Origin of the sequence: Streptomyces sp. RK62 (assembly GCF_018070255.1) — a bacterium.
Taxonomy (GTDB): Bacteria; Actinomycetota; Actinomycetes; order Streptomycetales; family Streptomycetaceae; genus Streptomyces; species Streptomyces nigra.
Genome location: NZ_JAGPYD010000002.1, coordinates 531,750 through 554,055 on the forward strand (window position 1 = coordinate 531,750; position 22,306 = coordinate 554,055).

Sequence of the window (22,306 nt, forward strand, 5' to 3'; positions counted from 1 at the left end):
TGGTCTCTCCCATTCGGTTCGTCGCTGTTCGGTGAGGTAGACCGGAGGGCCTCGCGAAACTCATCGGCGCCCGGAGATTTCTTCCGGGGCGGGGTCAGCGGGTCAGGGGGAGCGCGGCCAGTTCGGCCACGACGAGGGTCAGCGGGCCGAAGACGGCGAGCAGGGCGCCGGCGCGCAGGGCCGCCGCGCCGCGCAGAGTCGCCGCCGGGGCACCGAGGCGGAGGAGGGCCGCCGTGGTGCCGGACCGGTCCTGCCGGGCCTCGACGGCGGCCGTGCAGAGCGTGGCGACGGCGCAGCCGGTGACCACGGCGGCGCCCAGCGCGGTGAGCGGACCGAAGGAGCCGGAGTCCGGCAGGGGCGTCATGGCGACCGCCGCCGAGGCCACCGCGCACACGACGCCGAGGGGGCGCCCGATCCGGGTGGCCTCCTCCATCAGGCCCCGGCCCGCGAGCAGCCGCAGCGCCCCGGGACGCACGGCCTGCAGCAGCAGGCCGCACAGGTGGGTGAGGCCGGGGGCGAGCAGCGCGAGGCCCACCGCGGTGAGCAGCCAGCCGGCCAGGACCCCGGTGGGCCCTGCGGGCAGCGCCGCGGGCAGCGCGGGCCCGCCGTGGTCCGTCGCGCCGGCGGCGTACGTCTCGACGGCCAGGCCGGCCGCGAGTACGGCGACACCCCAGGGCAGGCCCTTGGGCGCGGGGTGCGGGGCCGGAAGCTCCGGCACGCTCTCGACGGCGGGGGTCTCGACGGCGGGGGTCTCCACCGCCACCGTGCCTTCCGCCGGCTCAGGTTCGTCCCGTCCCGTGCCCCGCCCGGCCGCGCCGCCCCGGGTGCCGAACCGGCCGTAGGACCCGAACGTCTCCCGGGCCGCCACCCGCCCGGTCGCCCCGAAGCGGCCGTACGAGCGTCTGGCGCCGCCGTCGGGCGCGGGGCCGAGCACCGTGGGCCGCAGGACGAAGGCCACCGCGGCCGACGCGAGCACCGGTACCAGGGTCAGCAGGGTCAGGGAGCCCGGCACCGGCAGCGGGGTGCCCGCCGCGAGCGCCTCGGTGGCGGCGCCGTCGAACGGCATGCCGGTGAGGTCGCCCCGCAGATGCAGGAAGACCAGCAGCGCCAGCATCGAGCCGAGCACACAGGACAGGGCCGTGGTGGTGGCCGAGACCAGCATCAGGCGCGCCGGGCCCAGGCCGACCGCGGCGAGCCCGGGACGCGGCCGGGTGCCGGGGTCCGTGCGGGCGACGGCCACCGCGAGATGCACCGTCGCGGCGACCGGGGGCAGGCACCAGACGAGCCGGGCGGTCGCGTCGGCGGGGGAGCCGGGGTGGGCGAGGGCGTAGCCCATCGCGCACAGCAGCAGGAACCCGGTGCCCGCCGACGCCGCCGTGACCAGCAGCCGGCGCAGCTGGACGGCGGGCCGGGCGCCGCGGGTCAGGCGGAGAGCGAGCACGCCGCCCGGCCTTCCGTCTCGGGGACGGGAGGCAGGTGCACGGTGTTCACGCGCCGTCCGTCGAGCAGGGCGATGGTGCGGTCGGCGAACGCCGAGCACTCGGTGTCGTGGCCGGTCATGACCACGGTGATGCCGTGCGAGCGGGCCGCCGCCGTCAGGGTGCGCAGCGCCTGGGTGCGGTCGGCGCGGCGCAGGGGCGCCGTCGGCTCGTCGGCGAACAGCACCTGGGGTGCGGGGGCCAGGGCGCGGGCGATGCTGACGCGCTGGCGTTCGGCCTGGACGAGCTGGTGCGGGCGCTTGCGGGCGGCGTCGCCGATGTCCAGGCGCTCCAGCCACTCCAGCGCGGCCTGCTTGGCGCGGCGCCGGCCGGTGCCGCGCAGCATCAGGGGCAGGGCGGTGTTCTCCCAGACGTTCAGCTCGGGGACCAGTGAGGGGGCCGGGTCGATCCAGGCGAAGCGGTCGCGGCGGAGCCGGTCGCGGGCCTGGGCGCCCATGGTGTGCACCGGCACGCTGTTGAACCAGACCTCGCCGGAGCGCGCCGGGACCAGTCCCGACAGACAGCGCAGGAGGGCCGTCTTGCCGCTGCCGCGCGGGCCGACCACGGCGAGGATCTCGCTCTCCTGGACCCCGAGCGAGACACCGCTGAGCGCGGGCGAGCCGTCGTCGTACGAATAGTGCAGGGCGCGTGCCCAGAGCACGTCGTTGTCCGGCGGAGCCACCATGGCGTACACCTCGGTTCAGATCCGTAGTTCCCGTGCCGTTCCCCCGTCCGGGGGAACGAAGACAGGGCCGATCGGTTACCAGGCACGCTAAGGACCGGGGCGTCGAACGCCGGACAGCACGCGGCGGGGGTGCACCCTTCTCACTCCTACGGGTGCACCCCCGCCGACGGGCCGGTGGATCAGAGCTTCGTCCACGCCTCCTCGAGGGTGACGCGCAGGATCTGCTCGATCTCGTCGAACGTGCCCTGGTCGGAGATCAGCGGCGGGGCCAGCTGGATGACCGGGTCGCCCCTGTCGTCGGCGCGGCAGTACAGGCCGTTCTCGAAGAGCTTCTTCGACAGGAAGCCGTACAGGACCCGCTCGGTCTCCTCGTCGGTGAAGGACTCCTTGGTCGCCTTGTCCTTGACCAGCTCGATGCCGTAGAAGAAGCCGTTGCCGCGGACGTCGCCGACGATCGGCAGGTCGTGGAGCTTCTCCAGGGTGGAGCGGAAGGCGCCCTCGTTGTCCAGGACGTGCTGGTTGAGGTTCTCGCGCTCGAACAGGTCGAGGTTGGCGAGGCCCACCGCCGCCGACACGGGGTGGCCGCCGAAGGTGTAGCCGTGCAGGAAGGTGTTGTCGCCCTTGTAGAACGGCTCGGCCAGGCGGTCGGAGATGATGCAGGCGCCGATCGGGGAGTAGCCCGAGGTCATGCCCTTGGCGCAGGTGATCATGTCCGGGACGTAGTCGAACTTGTCGCAGGCGAACATGGTGCCCAGGCGGCCGAAGGCGCAGATGACCTCGTCCGAGACGAGCAGCACGTCGTACTGGTCGCAGATCTCACGGACCCGCTGGAAGTAGCCGGGCGGAGGCGGGAAGCAGCCGCCCGCGTTCTGCACGGGCTCCAGGAAGACCGCGGCGACGGTGTCGGGGCCCTCGAAGAGGATCTGCTGCTCGATCTGGTCGGCGGCCCAGCGGCCGAAGGCCTCGGGGTCGTCGCCGAAGAGCGGGGCGCGGTAGATGTTGGTGTTCGGCACCTTGTGCGCGCCGGGGACCAGCGGCTCGAAGGGCGCCTTCAGGGCGGGCAGGCCGGTGATGGACAGGGCGCCCTGCGGGGTGCCGTGGTAGGCGACCGCGCGGGAGATGACCTTGTGCTTGGTGGGCTTGCCGACGAGCTTGAAGTACTGCTTGGCGAGCTTCCAGGCGGTCTCGACGGCCTCGCCGCCGCCGGTGGTGAAGAAGACCTTGTTCAGGTCGCCCGGGGCGTGGTGGGCCAGACGCTCGGCCAGCTCCACGGCCTTGGGGTGGGCGTACGACCAGATCGGGAAGAACGCCAGCTCCTGGGCCTGCTTGCTGGCGGTCTCGGCGAGCTCGGTGCGGCCGTGCCCGGCCTGGACGACGAAGAGACCGGCGAGTCCGTCCAGGTACCGCTTGCCCTGGTCGTCGAAGATGTGGGTCCCCTCGCCGCGGACGATCGTCGGGACGGGGGCCTTCTCGTACGAGGACATGCGCGTGAAGTGCATCCACAAGTGGTCGTACGCGGTCCTGCCGAGGTCCTGAGGGCTGTTGGTGCTCACGGTTATCGGGTCCTCACGGTTATCGGGTTCCCCACATGTAGGTCTGCTTCTTGAGCTTGAGGTAGACGAAGCTCTCCGTCGAACGCACGCCCGGGAGGGCCCGGATGCGCCGGTTGATGACCTCCAGGAGGTGGTCGTCGTCCTCGCAGACGATCTCCACCATCAGGTCGAAGGAGCCGGCGGTCATCACCACGTACTCGCACTCGGCCATGCCGGTCAGCGCGTCGGCCACGGACTCCACGTCGCCCTCGACGTTCACGCCGACCATCGCCTGCCTGCGGAAGCCCACGGTCAGCGGGTCCGTGACGGCGACGATCTGCATGACGCCCTGGTCGAGCAGCTTCTGGACGCGCTGGCGCACGGCCGCCTCGGACAGGCCGACGGCCTTGCCGATCGCGGCGTACGGCCGGCGGCCGTCCTCCTGGAGCTGTTCGATGATGGCGAGGGAGACGGCGTCCAGCTGGGCACCGCCGCCGTTTCTGGACTCGCGGGAGTCCCTGTGCTCTGCGCTTCGACTGGCCACGGGGTCACTCTGCACGACGTCTCGACAGTTCCGCAAGGCCGAAGCGATGAAATTCGTTGTTCACATCCCCGATACCTGCGGATTTCGCAGATTCGGAGCCAACGGGGGTGTTGAAAACGCGGGTCGGGCGATTAGGGTGGGTGTCTCAGAGAATGGACAGTCGGAAAACCAGTGAAGACCCCTGACAGGAGGCCGGCAGTGAGCACCGAGCTGGGTGGGCTGCGCAAACTTCGCAATTACATCGCCGGTGAGTTCCGGGACGCCGCCGACGGACGGACCACCGAGGTGGTCAACCCCGCGACGGGCGAGGCGTACGCGACCGCGCCGCTGTCCGGACAGGCGGACGTCGACGCCGCCATGGAGGCGGCGGCCCGGGCCTTCCCGGCCTGGCGCGACGCCACCCCCGCCGAGCGCCAGAAGGCCCTGCTGAAGATCGCGGACGCCTTCGAGGAGCGCGCCGAGGACCTGATCGCCGCCGAGGTGGAGAACACCGGCAAGCCGATCGGCCTCACGCGGTCCGAGGAGATCCCGCCGATGGTCGACCAGATCCGCTTCTTCGCCGGCGCGGCGCGGATGCTGGAGGGCCGCTCCGCGGGCGAGTACATGGAGGGCTTGACCTCCATCGTGCGCCGTGAGCCGATCGGCGTCTGCGCGCAGGTCGCCCCGTGGAACTACCCGATGATGATGGCCGTGTGGAAGTTCGCCCCGGCCCTCGCCGCGGGCAACACGGTCGTCCTGAAGCCGTCGGACACGACCCCCGCGTCGACCGTCCTGATCGCCGAGATCATCGGCGGGATCCTGCCGAAGGGCGTCTTCAACGTCATCACCGGCGACCGTGACACCGGCCGCATGATGGTCGAGCACCCGACCCCCGCGATGGCCTCCATCACCGGTTCCGTACGCGCCGGCATGTCGGTCGCCGAGTCCGCGGCCAAGGACCTCAAGCGGGTCCACCTGGAGCTGGGCGGCAAGGCCCCCGTCGTCGTCTTCCAGGACACCGACATCGCCAAGGCCGTCGAGGACATCTCGGTCGCGGGCTTCTTCAACGCCGGTCAGGACTGTACGGCCGCCACCCGCGTGCTCGTCCAGGAGTCCATCCACGACGAGTTCGTGCGGGCGCTCGCCAAGGCCGCCGCCGACACCAAGACCGGTCAGCCGGACGACGAGGACGTGCTGTTCGGCCCGCTCAACAACCCGAACCAGCTCAAGCAGGTCGCCGGGTTCATCGACCGGCTCCCCGCCCACGCCAAGGTCGAGGCGGGCGGCCACCAGGTCGGCGACAAGGGGTACTTCTACGCCCCGACCGTCGTGTCCGGGCTGAAGCAGGACGACGAGATCATCCAGAAGGAGGTCTTCGGGCCGGTCATCACCGTCCAGTCGTTCACCGACGAGGCCCAGGCCGTCGAGTGGGCGAACGGCGTCGAGTACGCGCTCGCCTCCTCGGTGTGGACCAAGGACCACGGGCGCGCGATGCGGATGTCCAAGGCCCTCGACTTCGGCTGCGTGTGGATCAACACCCACATCCCGCTGGTCGCGGAGATGCCGCACGGCGGCTTCAAGAAGTCCGGCTACGGCAAGGACCTCTCGGCGTACGGCTTCGACGACTACACGCGCATCAAGCACGTCATGACGTCGCTGGACGTCTGACACCACCCTGAGCGCACGGACGCGGCCCCGGACCCGGCACACGCCGGCCGGGGCCGCGTCGCGTCCCCCGGGTCAGGCGTGGTCCGCCGCGGCGCCGTCGTGGCTGGTCGCGCAGTGCCCCGCGCCCCTGGGGGTGGGGGCGATCCCGGCGTCCGAAGTGGCCCCTGCGACTTGGCGCCGGGTGATGGCCGACTCGACGGCCGCGATGCGGTCGGCCAGCAGACCGAGCGCCGCCACCGCCCGGGTGAGCTGGTCGTCCTCGGCACCGCCCAGCGCCTGGGTGCGGACGTACGCCGCCTTCACCTCCGCCCACCGGGTGGCCTGGGCGGCCGTGAGCGTGCCGCGCAGCTCTGCCAGCTTCAGCAGGTTGGCCTCGGCGCCGGTCGTCAGGGTCTGCGCCTCGGCCCGGTAGTGGTCGTCGATCAGCGCGGTCAGCTCGGCGTCGTTCATGACCGGCTGGACGCGCTGCGCGATCTTGTTCATGTTCCGGTACGAGCCCTGGAGCCGGAACGGCGGTTCCGTGCGTGTGGCGTCGGACTGCGCGGCGGACGCGATGTAGGCGTCGTTCACCGCGAGCACGGTCGCCCGCACCGTCAGCAGATGGCGCAGCACCGCGAGGATCCGCTCCCGTTCGGCGGGGGCGTAGGGGTGGGCCAGCCGGTCCGGGCGGGCCGTCGGGTCGCCCTCGGCCAGCCGGACCAGCAGGTCGAGGTCCGCCCGGTCGCGTCCGGCGAGCGGCGCCAGCACGGTGTTGGCGGTGAGCGCGTTCTCGATGAAGCTCAGCGCGAAGACCTGCTCCTTGCCGGTGAGGACGTCGCCGAGGTTCCACACGTCGGCGCGGTTGGCGAGCATGTCCGGGACACGGAAGCGCCCGCCGGACTCGGTGTACGGGTTGCCGGCCATGCAGACAGCGAACCGCTTGCCGCGCAGGTCGTATGTCCGGGGCGTGCCGTCGTGCACCCCGTCGATGGTGCGGGTGGCGTCGCACAGCGGGATGAACTTCTGCAGCAGCTCCGGCGAGGTGTGCTGGATGTCGTCCAGGTACAGCAGGGTGTTGTTGCCCGCCGCCAGCGCGAAGTTGATCTTCTCGACCTCCTGGCGCGCGGTCGCGTTCGGGGCCTCGGCGGGGTCGAGCGAGGTCACGCCCCGGCCCAGCGCGGGACCGCTGACCTTGACCAGCATCAGCCCCAGCCGGTCCGCGACGTACTCAACGAGGGTCGTCTTGCCGTAGCCGGGCGGGGAGACGAGCAGCAGCAGACCGCCGGTGTCGGTCCGCCTGGTCTCAACGGTGGTGCCGAGCTGCCGGGCGAGGCTGTCGCCGACGAGCGGCAGGTACACCTCGTCGATGAGCCGGTTGCGGACGAACGCCGGCATCACCCGCGGGCGGTGCTGGTCGAGCCGCAGCCGGGCCCGCTCCGCGGCCGTCACGGCGGTACGGCGGCGCAGACAGGCGCGGTGGGCGGGGACCTCGTGCGCGGCGAACGCCCGGGTGCGGGCGAGGAACTCGTCCACGCGGAGCCTGAGCCGGCCGGCGCCGATCCGGGGGTGGGTGCCGAGCAGGCCGTCCACGGTCGCGGTCAGCGGCGCCTCGGACTCGTAGCGGGGGAGGTCCGGGCACAGCTCGGCGGCCACGGCCTCCGCCAGGTCCCCGGCGGTGACGTCGGCGCCGGTGGAGGCGGTGTACGCGGACAGCCACGCCTCGACCAGCTGGCGGCGGGCGGCCAGACTGCCGAGCGCCGCGAGGTCGTCGTCGTACGCGGACGTGCCGACCGTACGGCGGAACTTGTCCAGCAGGGTGCGGGCGCCGGCGCTGACGACGAAGCCGTCCGGGCCGCAGGTCAGTTCGTCGAAGAGGTAGTCCGCGGCGGGCCGGGCGTCCTCTCCGCCGATCGCCTCCGCCAGCTCCCGGCACAGGTCCGCGATCGCGGGCGCCAGCCCGAACGTGTCGCGGGCGCGGGCCAGCGACACCGCGCGCCGGGCCCAGTCCGCGCGGGCCTCCTCCGTCGTGCCGTGGGCCCAGAACAGCTGGGCCCGCGCCCGGGCGGACGGCTCGTGGCGCAGCGGGCCCGCGCTCTCGTACAGGCCGAGCAGCGCGGTGAGGATCAGCACCGTGTCGTGGTCGTGGACACCGGGCTCGTACCCCTCGTCGTACGCCTCCCGCGCGGCCCGGCGTACGAGTTCGGGCAGGTCCGCGCCGGCCAGGGTCTCGGCGCCGTGTGTGTCGAGCAGGCGGGCGGCCAGGTGCTCGGCGCGGTAGACGTCCGGGGACTCCGAGGGCAGCGGACGGTCCCAGTAGGCACGGGCCGCCGTCAGTTCGGGGTCGGTCAGCGGGGAGCGGTGGTCGGTGCCGGTCACGGCGAAGGCGAGGCCGTCGCCGTCCGGGACCACGGTGAGGTCGAGCGGCTCGGTGTGCACGGCGAAGCGGTGCCCGCCCAGGCGCAGGGTGCGGCCGCCGTCGGCGTACAGGTCGGTACGGTCCCGCAGGGCGCGGCCTGCCTCCTGGAGGGCGGCCTTCAGCCGTCCGTCCAGCTCCTCCGCCCGTACCTGGTCGCCAAGTTCACGCAGCTCGCCGGCGATCCGGCGGACCTTGGCGGGCATCGGGTCGGAGGCGAAGAAGGCCGCGACGGCGTCCGCGTCGGGCAGCGCGGCGGCCCGCCGGGCGACGGACCGCAGCACCCGCTCCGCGGAGCCGGCCAGCCGTTCGGCGCGCCGGGCCCGCTCGTCGGCGAGGGCCTGCTTGCGGGCCGTGAACACCTCGTGGATCTCGTCGCGCCGGTCGGCGAGCGCGCCGAGGAAGTCGTCGAACTCGGCGAACCGCGACTCCAGGTTCTCCACCCGCACCAGCAGCCGGGCCAGTTGCTCCTCGCACGCGTCGGGCGTGCCGGCGGCCGCGAGGGCGGCGGTGACCGCCTGCCCGAGCAGGGCGAACTCGGCGGCGAACCCTTCCCGCCCCTCCTGGTCGGCGAGTTCGCGGCGGCGGCCGTCCAGGACGGCACGGGCGCGGTTGACTCCGCCCGCGACCTCGGCGATCCGGCCCAGGACGGCCGTACGGACCGTGGCGTCGGCGATGTCGAGACCGGCGACGACCTCCGTCACCGTGTCGAGCCCCTCGGCGAGTTCGTCGATCCGGGCGGCGACGGGCCCGGCCTCGGCGGCGGTCGCGAGGCCCGCGGCGTCCGCGAGGAGGGCGTCGACCCGCTCGTGGTGGGCGGCGAAGGCGTCCTCGCGGGCCAGGTCGGTGACCGCCCGGCGGCCGAACGCGGCGAGGTCGGCCGCCACATCGGCGGCCAGCGCGTCGATCCGGTCCGTGTCGGCGTACCGCAGGTCCTTCAGCGTGAGCAGATGCCCCTGCGCGCGGCGCAGCTCGGCGAGCCCCGACACCCAGGCGTCGGCGCCCCGGGGTGCCTCGCCGCGCAGCCGCCGGACGACCGCGGCGACGCGCTCGGCGGCCTCGGTGAGCGCCTCGGCGGCCCGCCGGGTCAGCGCCCGCACGGTACGGAACTCGGTGACAACCTGCTCGGCGGTCGCCCGCACCAACCCCAACGGCTCGGCCAGGTCGCCGAGTTCCGGCTCGCCCAGCCAGTGGTGGGCGTCGGCCGCGCGGACGCAGGACGCCGTCAGCGCCTCGTACATCTCGACGGTGGGGGTGGTGTCGGCGACGGCTCCGGCGACGGACAGGCAGTCGGAGATGCCGCGCACCAGATCGGCGTTGCCGACCCGGGCCAGCGGTCCGGCGCCGGCCGGCTGCGTGGCGGCGTGGACGTCGGAGACGAAGGGGGAGGTCCACAGCCGCACCGGGTGGACGCGCCCCGGCTCGGCGCTCTCGACGCCCAGCAGCACCAGCCCGCCGTCGCCGAACAGGGCCCAGCCGCCGCAGGCGAGAGGCGTCGACACCTCCTTGCGGATCACGTTGTACGGCAGCAGCAGGGCGCGGCCCGCCCCCCGCGCGTGGAACGTGAACAGGACGTCCTCGCCGTTGGGGGAGCGGACGGTCCGCTCGAAGTCCAGGAGCCCGGGCTCCTCCGCGACCCCTTCGAAGATCTTGTACGCGCCGCTCGCCAGGCAGTACCCGCCGGGGAAGACGATCCCCTGGTCCTCGGGGAGCCGGCGGCACGCCTGCCCGATCCCGTCGAGGCGCACGACCGTCCTGGTGAGCGTGTTGAACACCAGGTACCGGTGGGCGTCCTCGTTGTAGGGGCGGATCCGCAGCAGGATCAGCGCCCCCACCCGGGCGTGGGCGATCTCGGCGTCCGCGAGCGCCTGTAGCGGCTCGTCGACGGGCTCGGCGTAGACTCCCTCGCCGGTCTCCGTGTCGTCCTCGGTCTTCACGGTGAGGGTGCCGCCGACGGTCGCGACGAACAGCTCGTCCCCGACGGACACATGCGGGTGCCGGCCCAGCCGGTGGTCCTCGCGGGTGGCCGACGTCCAGGTGAAGTCGTGGGCGGGCGGCGCCACATGGTCGCGGTCGCCGCGCGCGTCCAGGAAGGACACCTCGCCGCCGTCCGTCACCGCCCAGCGCAGCACCCGGATGTCGTCCGCCGTCTCACCGGTCTGGAAGACGGCCAGCAGCCGGCCCTCGACGAGCCGCAGCCGCAGCAGCCGGGCCTGCCGGTAGTAGCGGTGCAGCGCGCCGAACTCCCGGACGAACGCCGGGTCGTCGAGGAGGCCGGGCACGGCGTCCTCGGGCAGCCGGTTCAGCTCGCGGTCGTGCAGCGCGAAGACGTCGCCGACGGCCGGCTCGGTGCCCGTGCCCGGCGGCAGGCCGTGGCCGAAGAGCAGGACGTCCCCGACTGCCACGAGGTCGCGGGGCACACAGGCGTGCCCGGTCTGCAGCCGCCCGGTACCGGCGAGTTCGAGGCGGGCCGAGCCGAACTCCTCGGCCCGGCGGGCGTTCAGCTCCTCGGCCCGCCGGGCGAGTTCGGCGGCCTGCGCGGTGAGCCGGTCCCGCAGCACCTCGTAGGTGCCGGTGTCCAGGCTCGTCGTCCCGGTGGTCATGGGATCCCTCTCGGACGTCTCGGGGGTCTCGGCGGGCGGCGTGGGCGTGGTCCCGAGCCGCCGTCCCCTGTGCGGCGGCTCCGGACCACGGGCCGGTCAGCCCTGGGCGCTGCCGTTGAGCGAGGCGAGGGGGGTCTCCGCGAGACCCAGTTCACCCGCCCGGTCCAGCAGCCGCTGGAGCTGACCGGAGTCCGCCGAGCCCGACTTCATGAGCTTCATCAGCAGCGCGGACACGGTCAGGTTCTGCACGTCCGCCGTGGAGACGGAACCCAGAACCTGGGTGAGGTCGTCGCCGAGGTCCCGCGAGCCGTCCAGCCACGGCCGGCCGAGCGCCTGCGCCGTCTCGGAGTGCCGGACGAACCCGTCGACGCCCTTGCCGAGCGAGATGGACGACACCAGACGGTCGAAGAAGACCGAGTCCCCGCCGACGATGTCGATGTCGGCGTTCTCCAGACCGGTGGCGAGCACCGTGGCCTGCGCCTCGGCGACCTGCCGCTGCACCTCCAGGCCGGCCAGCCGGATGTCCTTCTCCGCCTCCAGACGCAGCCGGTACTCCTCGTGGCCCCGGGACGCGTCGTCCAGCGCGGCCATCGCCGCCGCCTTCTCGGTGAGCCCGGCGGCCTCGGCCTTGAGCTTCTCGCCGACGCCCTGTGCCTCGGCGAGCGCCTTGGCCCGCGCGCCCTCGGCCTCGGCGCGCATCCGGGCCTCGGTGGCCTCGGCCTCCGCGCGGCCGGCCTTCTCGATGACCTCGGCCTCCTTGTCGCGGACCTGGACCGCGGCCAGCCCCTCGGCCGCCGCCTCCGCCTGGATGCCCTCGGAGAGGCGGAGCTTGGCCCGCGCGTCCAGGTCGGCGCTCTTCAACCGGGCCTCGGCCAGCGTCAGTTCCTCGGCCGCGCGGTGCACCGCGGCCTGCTCGGCGGCCTCGGCGGCCTTGATGTCCTTGACCAGTCGCTCCTGCGCCTCCGCCTCGGCGGCGATGATCACGGACTGCCGGTCGCGCTCGGCCTCCTCCACGGCCCGCAGCCGCTTGATGGCCTCCTCCTGCTCGGCCACCGTGCGGTCCACGGCGACCCGCTCGCGGACCACCTCGGCGATCTGCCGCTTCTCCGCCTCGACCTCCTTGTCGGCCGCGATCCGGGTCAGCTGCGTCTCCCGCTCACGGGCGATGACCTCCAGCAGACGGTCCTTCTCGATGCGCTCGCTCTCGACGGCGATGACCCGCTCGCGGTTCTTCGCGGCGACGGCGACCTCACGGGCCTGGTTCTCCCGCTGCACACCGAGCTGCTCCTCGGTCTTGAGGAACGCGGCCTGGGCCCGCAGCCGCTCCTCCTCCACCACCCGCGCCGTCTCGGCCTCCTCGCGCGCCCGTACGGTCTCGATCTCCCGGCGCTGCTTGATCTCGGCGTCGGCCTGGCGGCGCTCCAGCTCCAGGATGGCCTCGCGGGCGTCGACGTTCTGCCGGGTGATCTCCTTCTCCTCGGTGCGCTGGGCCTCGTTGGTGCGCACGTGCTCGACGGCCGTCAGCTCGGTGATCTTGCGGATGCCCTGGGCGTCCAGGACGTTCGCGGGGTCGAGCTGGGTGAGCGGCGTCTGCTCCAGGAAGTCGATCGCCGCGTCCTCCAGGTGGTAACCGTTCAGGTCGACGCCGATGACCTCGATGATCCGGTACCGCAGTTCCTCGCGCTTGGTGTAGAGGTCGGTGAAGTCCATCTGCTTGCCGACGGTCTTCAGCGCCTCGGAGAACTTCGCGTGGAACAGCTCCTGCAGCGTGTTGCGGTCGCTGGCGCGGGCGGTGCCGACGGCCTGGGCGACCTTGATGACGTCCTCGACCGTCTTGTTGACCTTGACGAAGAACGTGATCCGGATGTCCGCGCGGATGTTGTCGCGGCAGATCAGGCCTTCCTTGCCGGCCCGGGTGATCTCGATGGTCTTCACCGAGATGTCCATGGTCTCGGCCTTGTGCAGCACGGGCAGCACGACCTGCCCGGTGAAGGTCACGTCGACCTTGCGCATCTTGGAGACGATCAGGGCCTTGCCCTGCTCGACCTTGCGGAACAACCGGGCGACGACCAGTACGACCAGCAGGCAGGCGACGACGAGCGCGCCGATGCCGACGATCATGGGAACCATGACATACGTCCTTCAGGCGTAGGTGTGCGGAGAAACAGGCGTGGGTGAGCGGGTGCGCGGGCGCAGGCGCGGGCGCGGGGGGCGGCCCCGGGCGACGGCTCGTCTCAGATGGCGCGGTCCCGCGTCCGGAGCGCGGGGGTGCCCGCGCGGGCCGCGCGACGCGCGGCCGGCCCGGGTTCGTCGGGGAAGAGGCGGTGCAGCCGCCGGACGAGAAGGCGGGTCGCGGACCAGGCCAGGACCAGGGCGGCGACCGGCACGGTGAGCCGCAGCAGCGGGCCGGCGGCGCTCCCGGCGGGGACGAGGACGGCGAGCGGCACGGCCGCCCCGACGCTCAGCGACCAGGCGAGGAGCGTCAGCAGCGACAGCGCGACCGTCACGGGCACCCCGCCCAGCCCCCAGCCGCGCAGGTCCACGTCGGCGTCGAAGCCGCGGACGCCGGCCAGTCCGGCGGCGACCAGGAGCCAGTAGCAGACGGCCACGACGAGGGCGGCGCTCAGCAGCAGGGTGGGCAGGCCGGTGGCGGCGGTCAGAACCGTGCGCATCTCCGAGCCCCCTCTCCCCGTGCGCCGAGAACGGCGGCGCGTGTCGTCCGGGGACACGGCGCGGCGTACGGCGCGATGCGGGACACCTGCCGGTGTCCGGCATCGCGCCCGTCCGTCGTGCTCCCCGCGGACCATGTTGCCGGAGGCCGTCCCGCTCGCGCATTGCCGGTTTCCGGCAAGGTTCACCCGCGTTTACATGCCGGACGTCCCACCCGCGGGCCGGAGCGCGCCGTTCCGGTGGGGGCACGCGGTGTGGTGCCTGCCGGGGGGCACGCGGTGTGGTGTGCCGGTGGGGTCACGCGGTGTGGTGTGCCGGTGGGGTCACGCGGTGTGGTGCCGGTCGGGTGACGCGGTGTGGTGCCGGTGGTGGACGGCGGTACGGCCCACCGTCGCCGCCATCCGGCCGAGCCGGCGCCAGTCCAGCCGGGCCTTGCGGCGGGGGACGCCGGGTCGCTCGCGCGGGACGCGGACGCGCAGGGCGCCCGGCCGGACACGGCAGCGCACCGGGCTGGGCAGCAGCAGCGCCTCCCCGTCGACGCCGGCCTCGATCTCGGGCCGGTCGGCGTCCACGACCACCTCCCGCGCGGTGACCAGGGTGAGGCCGTGCGGTCCGGGCGTCAGCAGCAGCGCGGCGGCCTGGGCGGCGCTGTCCACGCGGATGCCGAGGACACCGAGCACCCCGCCGTCGAGGCGGTCGCGGTAGCCGAGCCCGAAGGGATCGTCGGTGCGGTAGACGTTGTTGCTGACCAGCACGGCCTGCGGGGCCTCCAGCGTGGTCCGCCCGGCGCGGGCGGTCAGCCGCGGGCCCTGCTCGCCGAGGAGCAGGTCGGGCAGCAGCTCCAGACTGGTGCCGATCTTCGCCTCCCGGTAGCCGGGGCTCTGCACGATCGCCGCGTACGCCCCGAAGGACGCGTTGTTGACGAACGGCCTGTCGCCCGCGAAACCGAGGTCGACGCGCAGCTCCACACCGTCGGTGAGCGCGTCGAGGCAGGTGGACGGGTCGTCCCGGTCGAGGCCCAGGTCCATCGCGAAGTGGTTGCGGGTGCCGGCGCTGATCACCAGGAACGGCAGCCCGTGCTCGGCGGCGACCGCCGCGACCAGCGCCTGGGTGCCGTCGCCGCCCGCGACCCCGAGCAGGTCGGCCCCGTTCGCGACGGCCTCACGGGCGAGCGCGGTGACGTCCTGCTGCCGCTCGGGGTCGAGGAGGACGACCTCGGCGCCGAGCCGCTCGGCCTTCTCCTTCAGCCCGAACCGGCCCACCTTCCCGTCGCCCGAGCGCGGGTTCATGATCAGGAAAGGCCGCCGTACGGGCGGCGCCCTGCGCTCGCGCATCGCCCGCACCCGGGTCTCGCCCGTGCTCCCCAGCGCGTACCGCCCGCTCACGACGGCCACCGCCCACAGCGCCACCGACACCAGCAGCGACCACAGCAGGGTGACCGCGAACAGGGCCACGAGCGCGGCCGGCACGATCAGCGCCACCAGGGCCGCGACCCAGCGCAGGGGGCCGCGCAGGGTCAGCGTCCACCACAGCGCGACCGCGCTGACGGCCAGTCCGACCGCCGCGGCCAGGAGGAGCAGCAGGCCGACGCCGCCGCCGTGGACCAGCGGCACGAGCACGGCGAGCGCGGCGGCGACGAGCGCGCCACGGGCCGCCCACCGCTGCTTCACAAAGGCGCGCCCGCTCAGGTCGAGGGCCATCGTTCCTCCGTTCGCCCCGTGCACATCGTAGGACCGGTCTGTCTACGGATGCTCGCCACGGCCGCGTCGAACCCCGGTACCGCGACCCCCACTTTTGAACATGTTCAACTCAGGCGTAGGGTGACGGCCATGAGCGACAGAGCCGCCCTGCTCAAGGGCATCCGTGTGTGGTTGGTCCTCTTCGTCGTCTGCCTCGTGCTCAGCGGGGCCACGGCCTTCCCCCTCGTCCACGAACTGCGCTGGACGGAGGACCTGTTGCGGGCCCTGTCCGTCCAGGAGAGCCTTCCCGGTCTGACGGACTGGATCGCCCGGGTCCGGCAGGGACTCGACACCGCGGACGCCGAATACCCCTTCCTCCTCTACGGCACGGACTGGCTGGCCTTCGCCCACCTCGTCATCGCCGTCGCCTTCTACGGCCCCTACCGCGACCCCGTCCGCAACATCTGGGTCGTCGAGTTCGGGATGATCGCCTGCGCCGGCATCATCCCGCTCGCCCTGATCTGCGGGCCGATCCGCGGCATCCCGCTGTGGTGGTCGGTGATCGACATGGCGTTCGGCGTCGTCGGGGTGATCCCGCTGTACGTCGTGCGCCGGAGGATCAAGCGCCTGGAGGCGCTGACGGGGGCGCCGGTGCCCGGAGCCCCCGCCGCAGCCGTCAGCGGTTGAACGCGGGGAAGGCGAAGCGCTGGGCGATGGCCAGGCCGTCGCCCTTGGCGTCGGTGGAGTTGACGGAGTACACGACCGTCCGGGACAGGTCGCGGGTGGCGGCGACCACCGTGTGATAGCCGGGCCGGGAGCCCGTCTTCCCCCAGATCACCTTGCCGTTCAGCTCGAAGCGCTCCAGACCGGCACCCATCGTCGCGCCGTCGACGTCCGGGACCGTGAACATCTCCTTCAGCTGCGGCTCCGGCACCACCCGGCCGCGGAACAGGGCGACAAGGAGCCGCTCCAGATCGGCCGTCGTGGTGATCAGATCGCCGGCCGCGAACCGGTCGCTCATGTTCCACTCGGTCACGTCGACGAGCCGCCCGTCGATCCAGTCGTAGCCCCGGTTGTGCGGGCCGTGGATCCGGGGGTCGGGCCCGGCCGGGAAGGACGTGTGCCGCATCCCGAGCGGGCGGAAGATCCGCACGGCCGCCTGATGGGCGTACGAGTCGCCGGTGACCTTCTCGATCAGCAGTCCCAGCACGGTGTAGTGGATGTTGCCGTACCGCTGGAACTCACCCGGCGCGTGCTCCGGGTCCGGGCCCTTGGCCACCGACGCGGCCACCACCTCCTCGGGCGTCAGCGTCTCGAACCGGCGCTCATAGGCGGTGTCGACGTCGTCGCCGAGGGACGCGCCTGGCTGCAGACCGCTGGTGAAGTTCAGCAACTGCCGTACGGTGACGGGCGCGAAGTCCTCGGTGAGCAGACCGGGCAGGTACCGCTGCACGGTGCCGTCGAGCGAGATCCGCCCCTCCGCCGCGAGCTGCAGCACGAGCGCCGCCGTGACGATCTTCGTCGTGGAGCCGGCCCGGAACCGGGCGTCCTCCAGCGCGGGCGCCCCCGACCGGACGTCCCGCACCCCCGCCACGCCGTGCCAGTCGCCCCGGCCGCCCACACGGATCAGCGCGGCCGTGGCGTCGTGGTCGGGCAGCCCCTTCAGCGCCGCGCACAGGGCCTCGACGTCGGGGCCGTGCGGATCGGCGGCCTCGATCGCCGCCGCCGAGCAGGTGCCGGTGGCGGGCCGGGCGGACGCGGTACCGGCCAGCGGCAGCGCGGTCAGGGTGAGGGCGAGCGCGGAGGTGACGAGCGCGGGGAACGGGCGTACGGGCATCTGCTGCTCCTGGTGACGAGGGACCGGTGATCCGGTGGACGGTGCGTGATCATCGTCCGGCCGGACCGGCCGCAGCCGGATCGTCGCCGAGGAGGGTCGGGCCCCTGAGCGGGCCCCGACCAAAAGCCGTGCGCGGCAGGGGAGTTGATGGGGGATGGCCCCTACGGGCCCCCGCGCCGGCCTGGCTTCAGGACCGGTTGCTCCGGTCCCGGACGGCCAGCAGGACGTCGACGCGGTTCGTGGTGATCGAGTCCACGCCGGCGTCCAGCAGACGGCGCATCGAGCGCGCGGTGTCCGGGGTCCAGGCCGACAGCAGCAGCCCGTCCCGGTGGACCCGCTCGGCGAGAGCGCGATCCACCAGGGTGAAGCGGTAGTTCAGCCAGCGCGGCCGGACCGCCGCCAGCAGACCGGGGCGCGGCGGCGCCTTCGTCGTCCAGGTCAGGGCGATCTCGGCGGCCGGGTCGGCGGCCCGCACCGCGAGCATGGCGGGGGCGCCCGCGCAGTAGTACACCCGCTCCTCGGCGCCGCACGCCCGCACGACGTCCACGATCCGCCGCGCCGTCCGCACGTCGGGGGTGCCGGGCAGGTCGAGCATCACCCGGCTCCCCTCGCAGACCGCCAGCGCCTCCTCCAGCGTCGGCACCCCGCCCGCCGTCAGTCCCCGCACCTCGGCCGCCGACAGCGAGAGCAGCGGCCGGTCCAGCTCCCACAGCCGGCGCAGCGTCGCGTCGTGCAGCAGCACCGGCACACCGTCCCGGGTGAGCCGTACGTCGATCTCCACCGCGTCCGCGCCCAGGGCGAGCGCGGAGCGCAGCGAGTCCAGTGTGTTCTCGCGGACGCGGTAGGGGTCGCCGCGGTGCGCGACGGCGGTCACGTGGTGCATGGGGTCATTGTGGCCGCTCAGGGCGCGAGCCACCCCGCCGTGTACGTGTCGATCTCGGCGGCGATCCGGGCCTTGCCGGGCTCGTCCAGGAACGACGCGGTCACGGCGTTCTTCGCCAGGTCCGCCAAGCCCCGCTCGTCGAGGCCGAGGAGCCGGGCCGCGACGGCGTACTCGTTGTCGAGGTCGGTGCCGAACATCGGCGGGTCGTCGGAGTTGATCGTGACCAGGACCCCCGCCTCCACGAACCGCGCCAGCGGGTGCTCCTCGATCGTGCGCACCGCGCGCGTGGCGATGTTGGACGTCGGGCACACCTCCAGCGGAATCCGGTGCTCGGCGAGGTGGGCGAGCAGCTTCGGGTCCTGCGCGGCACTCGTGCCGTGCCCGATGCGCTCGGCGCGCAGCTCGGTGAGCGCGTCCCAGATGGTCTGCGGGCCGGTCGTCTCCCCGGCGTGCGGCACGGAGTGCAGCCCGGCCGCGATCGCCCGGTCGAAGTACGGCTTGAACTGCGGCCTCGGCACACCGATCTCCGGCCCGCCGAGCCCGAAGGAGACCAGGCCCTCCGGGCGCAGCCGGTCGTCGGTGGCGAGCCGCGCGGTCTCCTCGGCGGACTCCAGCCCGGCCTCGCCGGGGATGTCGAAGCACCAGCGCAGCACGGTCCCGAACTCGGCCTCGGCCGCCTTGCGCGCGTCCTCGATCGCCTCCATGAAGGCCCGCTCGTCGATACCGCGGCGGGTGGAGGAGAAGGGGGTGATCGTCAGCTCGGCGTAGCGCACCTGCTGCCGGGCCAGGTCGCGGGCCACCTCGTAGGTCAGCAGCCGCACGTCCTCGGGGGTGCGGATGAGGTCCACGACGGACAGGTACACGTCGATGAAGTGCGCGAAGTCCGTGAACGTGAAGTAGTCGGCCAGCGCCTCGGGGTCGGTGGGGACCTTGGAGTCGGGGTGCCGGGCGGCGAGTTCCGCGACGATGCGGGGGGAGGCGGAGCCGACGTGGTGGACGTGCAGTTCGGCCTTCGGCAGCCCGGCGATGAAGGCGTGCAGGTCGCGCGGAGCGTCGGCGTCGACGAGATGGTCGGTCAAGGTTCCTCCCCGGAACGGCGTCCGCGCGGCCGGGGTGCCGGCGGCGGGGCGCGGGTGATCGGCTGATCGGTGACTCGGGATCATCGTAGGCCGGGGCCGCGACCGCCGGGCCGGGGCCTTAGCATGACGGAACGTACGACTGAGGGGGGTCCGCGCATGTCCGACGACACGCAGGCGCCGGAGGTGCCGGAAGGCCCCGGGGCACCCGAGGACGGGGCCGCGGCCCCGAAGACCTCGCTGGAGAAGACCGGGAGCCCGGCCGCGCCCGCCGCCGAGGAGCGCGACCCCTGGGCGCCGCCCGCGCCGGGCGGACCCGGACACACCGTCGCCGCGAACGAGCCGCCGGCCTGGGCCGGCCCGACCGTGCACGACCAGCGGACGATGGCCGCGCTGCCCACCCCGGGCCCCGGACAGCCGGGCCCGTCGCCCTGGGCGCACCCCGCGGCGCCCGGCCAGGCGGTCCCGCCGTCCGACCCCTTCGCACCCCCGGCGTACCCCGGCCCCTACGGCCCTGTCGCCTCGTACGGCGAGCCCGTCCCGCCGCCGCCCATCGGCCCCGAGGGACCGGGCCAGGTGCCGTACGGCTATCCCGGCACCCCCGGCTACCCGGGCGCCCACGCGCCCGGCGCCGGCGCCGGACTCTCCTACGGCTGGCCCGGGATGCACCAGCCCCTGCCCAGCAACGGCATGGGGACGGCCGGACTGGTGCTCGGCATCATCTCCGCGGCGATCTTCTGCCTGTGGCCGATCGCCATCGTGCTCGGTGTGCTGGCGCTGATCTTCGGCGCGATCGGACGCGGCAAGGCGCGGCGAGGCGAGGCCACGAACCCCGGTCAGGCGCTCGCCGGGATCATCTGCGGGATCACCGGCATCGTCCTCGGAGTGGGCCTGCTGGTGATCACGGTCTTCGCGAACCTGTAGGGGCCGGCGGGACTCTACGGGGTGGCCCGCAGCCGCTCCCGCGCCTCCATCAGGGCGAACCCCAGCAGGTTCGGGCCCTTCCAGCGCTCCGGGTCGGCGGCTCCCTGGTCGGTCGCCGCCAGTCCTATGCCCCACACCCGGTCCAGCGGGCTGGCCTCGACCAGGACCCGCTCACCGGTGCCGAGCAGGAAGCCGCGCAGCTCCGGGTGCGCGGCGAACTTGTGCACCGAGCCCTCCACGACGATCCGGAAGCGCTCCCGCGCCCACACCGCGGCGTCGAACCCGCGCACCAGCCGGCCGGCCTTTTTCGCCTCCGCCGGATGCTCCGCGGCCAGCGCCAGCCGCTCGGCCTCCGCGTCCCGGAAGAGCCGTGCCTTGCCGGCCATCATCCAGTGCTCGGCCGTCGCGTAGCGCACGCCGTCCACCGTGAACGGCGACGGCCACCACTGGCTGAGACAGCTCGCGCCGACACGTCCGTCCGGTAGCGGCCGGTGTCCCCAGAAGTGGAGATACTTGACCCTCGCCCCCGTGCGGACCTCCTGTTTCAGGACGTCCCAGGAATCGATCCTCACCATGGGCCCGAGTCTGGCACGCACCACCGACAACCCGTCCTGGGTTTTCCGTGCCGACTCGACACCTGGTCGACAGATTCCGTCGCGTAACCAAATGGCAACAACGGAATCACTTGTTGGAGTCCACCTGCTCTGTCAGGATCGGCACTCAAATCGAGCCTGAGCCACGCCGGCCCCACTCCGGGGCACGGAGGGAGCGACATGCACAACCCGGGCAACCCGACCCCGGAACGATTCCCGGCCCAGCACCGCTTCGCCGACGGCGCCCAGTTCATCGCGGGCCGGTTGACGAAGGGGACCTCGGGGCGCACCCACGCCGTGGTCGACCCCGCAACGGGCGAGGAGGTGTACACGTACGAGCTGGCCGGAACGGACGACGTGGACGCCGCCGTCGCCGCCGCGCGCGCCGCCTTCCCCGGCTGGTCCGGTGCCACCCCGGCCGAGCGGTCCGACGCGCTGCACCGCTTCGCCGCCGTCCTCGCCGAGCGTGCCGAGGACTTCGCCCGCGCGGAGTCCCTGCAGTGCGGCAAGCCGCTGAAGCTCACCCGTGAGTTCGACGTGCCGGGCACGATCGACAACACCGCGTTCTTCGCGGGCGCCGCCCGCCATCTCCAGGGCCAGTCGGCGGGGGAGTACTCCGGCGACCACACGTCGTACGTCCGGCGCGAGCCCATCGGGGTCGTCGGCTCGATCGCCCCGTGGAACTACCCGCTGCAGATGGCCGCCTGGAAGATCCTCCCGGCGATCGCCGCGGGCAACACGGTCGTGCTCAAGCCCGCCGAGCTGACCCCGCTCACCTCACTGCTGTTCGCGCAGGCCGCCACCGACGCCGGCATCCCCGACGGTGTGATCAACATCGTCACCGGCACCGGCAAGGAGGCCGGCGAGCACCTCGTCGGGCACCCCGACGTGGCCATGACGTCGTTCACCGGCTCCACCGGCGTCGGCAAGCGCGTCGCCGAGATCGCCACCGCCACCGTCAAGCGGATCCATCTGGAACTCGGCGGCAAGGCCCCCTTCGTCGTCTTCGACGACGCCGACCTCGAGGCCGCCGCGCACGGCGCCGTCGCGGGCTCGCTCATCAACACCGGGCAGGACTGCACGGCCGCGACCCGCGCCTATGTGCAGCGCCCGCTGTACGAGGCGTTCGTCGAGCGCACGGCCGCCCTGATGGAGAGCGTCCGCCTCGGCGACCCGTTCGCTCCCGGCATCGACCTCGGCCCGCTGATCTCGCACACCCAGCGCGACCGGGTGGCCGGGTTCGTCGACCGGGCGCGCGGCTACGCGCGCGTGGTGACCGGCGGCGAGGCCCCACAGGGAGACCTCAGGAACGGCGCGTACTATCGCCCCACCCTGGTCGCCGACGCACCGCAGGACAGCGAGGTCGTGCAGTCCGAGATCTTCGGACCGGTGCTGGTCGTCCTCCCCTTCGACACGGACGACGAGGGCATCGCGCTGGCCAACGACACCCCGTACGGCCTCGCCGCCTCCGCCTGGAGCCGTGACGTCTACCGGGCCAACCGCGCCACCCGCGAGATCAAGGCGGGCTGCGTGTGGGTGAACGACCACATCCCGATCATCAGCGAGATGCCGCACGGCGGCTACAAGGCGTCCGGCTTCGGCAAGGACATGTCCGCGTACTCCTTCGAGGAGTACACCCAGATCAAGCACGTCATGTTCGACAACACCGCGGTCGCCGCGAAGGACTGGCACCGCACCGTCTTCGGGGACCGATAGCAGCCAGGCCGCCCGACCCGCGGCCGACTCCCGAAAGGGCACCACGC

The 22,306-nt window shown here is 73.2% G+C and carries 16 protein-coding genes; 4 read left to right on the forward strand and 12 right to left on the reverse strand.

What is annotated here, in order from left to right:
• Positions 1-94: 94 nt before the first annotated feature.
• From KBY32_RS06185 to KBY32_RS06200, 4 genes are all read right to left on the reverse strand, one after another.
• A complete protein-coding gene (locus KBY32_RS06185) occupies positions 95-1,441 on the reverse strand; it encodes a hypothetical protein (RefSeq protein WP_210979132.1) in 1,347 nt (448 codons plus the stop codon).
• Positions 1,423-2,163: an ABC transporter ATP-binding protein gene (locus tag KBY32_RS06190; RefSeq protein ID WP_210979133.1), complete on the reverse strand. Its 741-nt coding sequence runs from the start codon at positions 2,161-2,163 to the stop codon at positions 1,423-1,425. The genes KBY32_RS06185 and KBY32_RS06190 overlap by 19 nt, the downstream gene beginning before the upstream one ends.
• Before the next feature lie 179 nt (positions 2,164-2,342).
• Positions 2,343-3,716, reverse strand: a complete 1,374-nt coding sequence (locus KBY32_RS06195) for an aspartate aminotransferase family protein (protein ID WP_055623261.1) — start codon at positions 3,714-3,716, stop codon at positions 2,343-2,345.
• 19 nt (positions 3,717-3,735) lie between these two features.
• A complete protein-coding gene (locus tag KBY32_RS06200; protein WP_055623260.1) occupies positions 3,736-4,254 on the reverse strand; it encodes an Lrp/AsnC family transcriptional regulator in 519 nt (172 codons plus the stop codon).
• 183 nt (positions 4,255-4,437) lie between these two features.
• On the opposite strand from KBY32_RS06200, the gene KBY32_RS06205 reads away from it, so the two are divergent.
• On the forward strand, positions 4,438-5,886 hold the full coding sequence (locus KBY32_RS06205) for a gamma-aminobutyraldehyde dehydrogenase (RefSeq protein WP_210979134.1): 1,449 nt from the start codon (positions 4,438-4,440) through the stop codon (positions 5,884-5,886).
• A 72-nt stretch (positions 5,887-5,958) separates the two neighbouring features.
• On the opposite strand, the gene KBY32_RS06210 is transcribed toward KBY32_RS06205, so the two are convergent.
• From KBY32_RS06210 to KBY32_RS06225, 4 genes are all read right to left on the reverse strand, one after another.
• Positions 5,959-10,881, reverse strand: a complete 4,923-nt coding sequence (locus tag KBY32_RS06210; RefSeq protein ID WP_210979135.1) for a DNA repair ATPase — start codon at positions 10,879-10,881, stop codon at positions 5,959-5,961.
• Positions 10,882-10,977: 96 nt separating this feature from the next.
• Positions 10,978-13,011 (reverse strand): flotillin family protein, encoded by a 2,034-nt coding sequence (locus KBY32_RS06215; protein ID WP_210979136.1) that lies wholly within the window; start codon positions 13,009-13,011, stop codon positions 10,978-10,980.
• Positions 13,012-13,115: 104 nt separating this feature from the next.
• On the reverse strand, positions 13,116-13,553 hold the full coding sequence (locus tag KBY32_RS06220; RefSeq protein WP_210979137.1) for a hypothetical protein: 438 nt from the start codon (positions 13,551-13,553) through the stop codon (positions 13,116-13,118).
• Between the two features lie 321 nt (positions 13,554-13,874).
• Positions 13,875-15,251 carry a diacylglycerol kinase family protein gene (locus KBY32_RS06225; RefSeq protein WP_210979138.1) on the reverse strand — a complete coding sequence of 459 codons (1,377 nt, stop codon included), beginning with the start codon at positions 15,249-15,251 and terminating at the stop codon, positions 13,875-13,877.
• Between the two features lie 129 nt (positions 15,252-15,380).
• Here KBY32_RS06225 and KBY32_RS06230 point away from each other — a divergent pair, with 129 nt between their 5' ends.
• Positions 15,381-15,917, forward strand: coding sequence for a hypothetical protein (locus tag KBY32_RS06230; RefSeq protein WP_210979139.1), 537 nt, complete (start codon positions 15,381-15,383; stop codon positions 15,915-15,917).
• Here KBY32_RS06230 and KBY32_RS06235 read toward each other — a convergent pair.
• From KBY32_RS06235 to KBY32_RS06245, 3 genes are all read right to left on the reverse strand, one after another.
• On the reverse strand, positions 15,907-17,067 hold the full coding sequence (locus tag KBY32_RS06235; protein WP_210979140.1) for a serine hydrolase: 1,161 nt from the start codon (positions 17,065-17,067) through the stop codon (positions 15,907-15,909). The two genes, KBY32_RS06230 and KBY32_RS06235, sit on opposite strands and share 11 nt — an antisense overlap.
• A gap of 187 nt (positions 17,068-17,254) precedes the next feature.
• Positions 17,255-17,950, reverse strand: a complete 696-nt coding sequence (locus KBY32_RS06240) for a glycerophosphodiester phosphodiesterase (protein ID WP_210979141.1) — start codon at positions 17,948-17,950, stop codon at positions 17,255-17,257.
• 17 nt (positions 17,951-17,967) lie between these two features.
• Entirely contained in the window at positions 17,968-19,029 is a 1,062-nt protein-coding gene (locus KBY32_RS06245; RefSeq protein ID WP_210979142.1) for an adenosine deaminase, read from the reverse strand.
• 156 nt (positions 19,030-19,185) lie between these two features.
• On the opposite strand from KBY32_RS06245, the gene KBY32_RS35230 reads away from it, so the two are divergent.
• On the forward strand, positions 19,186-19,950 hold the full coding sequence (locus tag KBY32_RS35230) for a DUF4190 domain-containing protein (protein ID WP_247689021.1): 765 nt from the start codon (positions 19,186-19,188) through the stop codon (positions 19,948-19,950).
• A gap of 14 nt (positions 19,951-19,964) precedes the next feature.
• On the opposite strand, the gene KBY32_RS06255 is transcribed toward KBY32_RS35230, so the two are convergent.
• Entirely contained in the window at positions 19,965-20,525 is a 561-nt protein-coding gene (locus tag KBY32_RS06255) for an NADAR family protein (protein ID WP_247689022.1), read from the reverse strand.
• Positions 20,526-20,723: 198 nt separating this feature from the next.
• Between KBY32_RS06255 and KBY32_RS06260 the strand changes: the two genes are divergently transcribed.
• Positions 20,724-22,259 (forward strand): gamma-aminobutyraldehyde dehydrogenase, encoded by a 1,536-nt coding sequence (locus tag KBY32_RS06260; RefSeq protein ID WP_210979144.1) that lies wholly within the window; start codon positions 20,724-20,726, stop codon positions 22,257-22,259.
• Positions 22,260-22,306: the final 47 nt, after the last annotated feature.

What these genes read in the sequence shown, in the direction of transcription:
- KBY32_RS06240 (WP_210979141.1), bottom strand. Translation starts at nt 17,950, where the DNA reads ATGCACCACGTGACCGCCGTCGCGCACCGCGGCGACCCCTACCGCGTC.
- KBY32_RS06230 (WP_210979139.1), top strand. Translation starts at nt 15,381, where the DNA reads ATGAGCGACAGAGCCGCCCTGCTCAAGGGCATCCGTGTGTGGTTGGTC.
- KBY32_RS06225 (WP_210979138.1), bottom strand. Translation starts at nt 15,251, where the DNA reads ATGGCCCTCGACCTGAGCGGGCGCGCCTTTGTGAAGCAGCGGTGGGCG.
- KBY32_RS06210 (WP_210979135.1), bottom strand. Translation starts at nt 10,881, where the DNA reads ATGACCACCGGGACGACGAGCCTGGACACCGGCACCTACGAGGTGCTG.
- KBY32_RS06190 (WP_210979133.1), bottom strand. Translation starts at nt 2,163, where the DNA reads ATGGTGGCTCCGCCGGACAACGACGTGCTCTGGGCACGCGCCCTGCAC.
- KBY32_RS06235 (WP_210979140.1), bottom strand. Translation starts at nt 17,067, where the DNA reads ATGCCCGTACGCCCGTTCCCCGCGCTCGTCACCTCCGCGCTCGCCCTC.
- KBY32_RS06220 (WP_210979137.1), bottom strand. Translation starts at nt 13,553, where the DNA reads ATGCGCACGGTTCTGACCGCCGCCACCGGCCTGCCCACCCTGCTGCTG.
- KBY32_RS06255 (WP_247689022.1), bottom strand. Translation starts at nt 20,525, where the DNA reads ATGGTGAGGATCGATTCCTGGGACGTCCTGAAACAGGAGGTCCGCACG.
- KBY32_RS06260 (WP_210979144.1), top strand. Translation starts at nt 20,724, where the DNA reads ATGCACAACCCGGGCAACCCGACCCCGGAACGATTCCCGGCCCAGCAC.
- KBY32_RS06215 (WP_210979136.1), bottom strand. Translation starts at nt 13,011, where the DNA reads ATGGTTCCCATGATCGTCGGCATCGGCGCGCTCGTCGTCGCCTGCCTG.
- KBY32_RS35230 (WP_247689021.1), top strand. Translation starts at nt 19,186, where the DNA reads ATGTCCGACGACACGCAGGCGCCGGAGGTGCCGGAAGGCCCCGGGGCA.